This is a genomic window from Neobacillus niacini, from assembly GCF_023715785.1.
Taxonomy (GTDB): Bacteria; Bacillota; Bacilli; order Bacillales; family Cytobacillaceae; genus Neobacillus; species Neobacillus niacini_E.
The window spans coordinates 1-315 of the sequence record NZ_JAMBOX010000106.1; the positions used below are offsets into that span (position 1 = coordinate 1).

Annotated in this window: 1 protein-coding gene; it reads right to left on the bottom strand. The window is 34.6% G+C overall.

Annotated features, from left to right (window positions below; translation table 11 throughout):
• Positions 1-315, bottom strand: a 315-nt coding sequence (locus M3234_RS29040; protein WP_262307956.1) for a transposase, incomplete at both ends; no start/stop codon positions are given.

The window sequence follows — 315 nt, forward strand, 5'->3', positions numbered from 1 at the left end:
CTTCTATAGCATTATTAAGTTCCTCAAAATATTCGCGAGTCTCTACTTCTACCTCTTCCTTTGTAAACTTATGTTTATTGGCATTTGCCTTTAAATGAGTTGAATCAGTAAATAAAACACGACCGCCAACCATTTTGTGATTCATTGCCTGAAGAACGATTTCATCAAAAATATCTTGAAAGATATCAGTATCCTTAAAACGGTGTTGACGATTCCAACTAATCGTAGAGTGATGGGGAACCGGATCCTGAAATTTTAAACCTAAGAACCATCGATAGGCAATGTTCATTTTAATTTCCTTTTCTAATTGCCTTT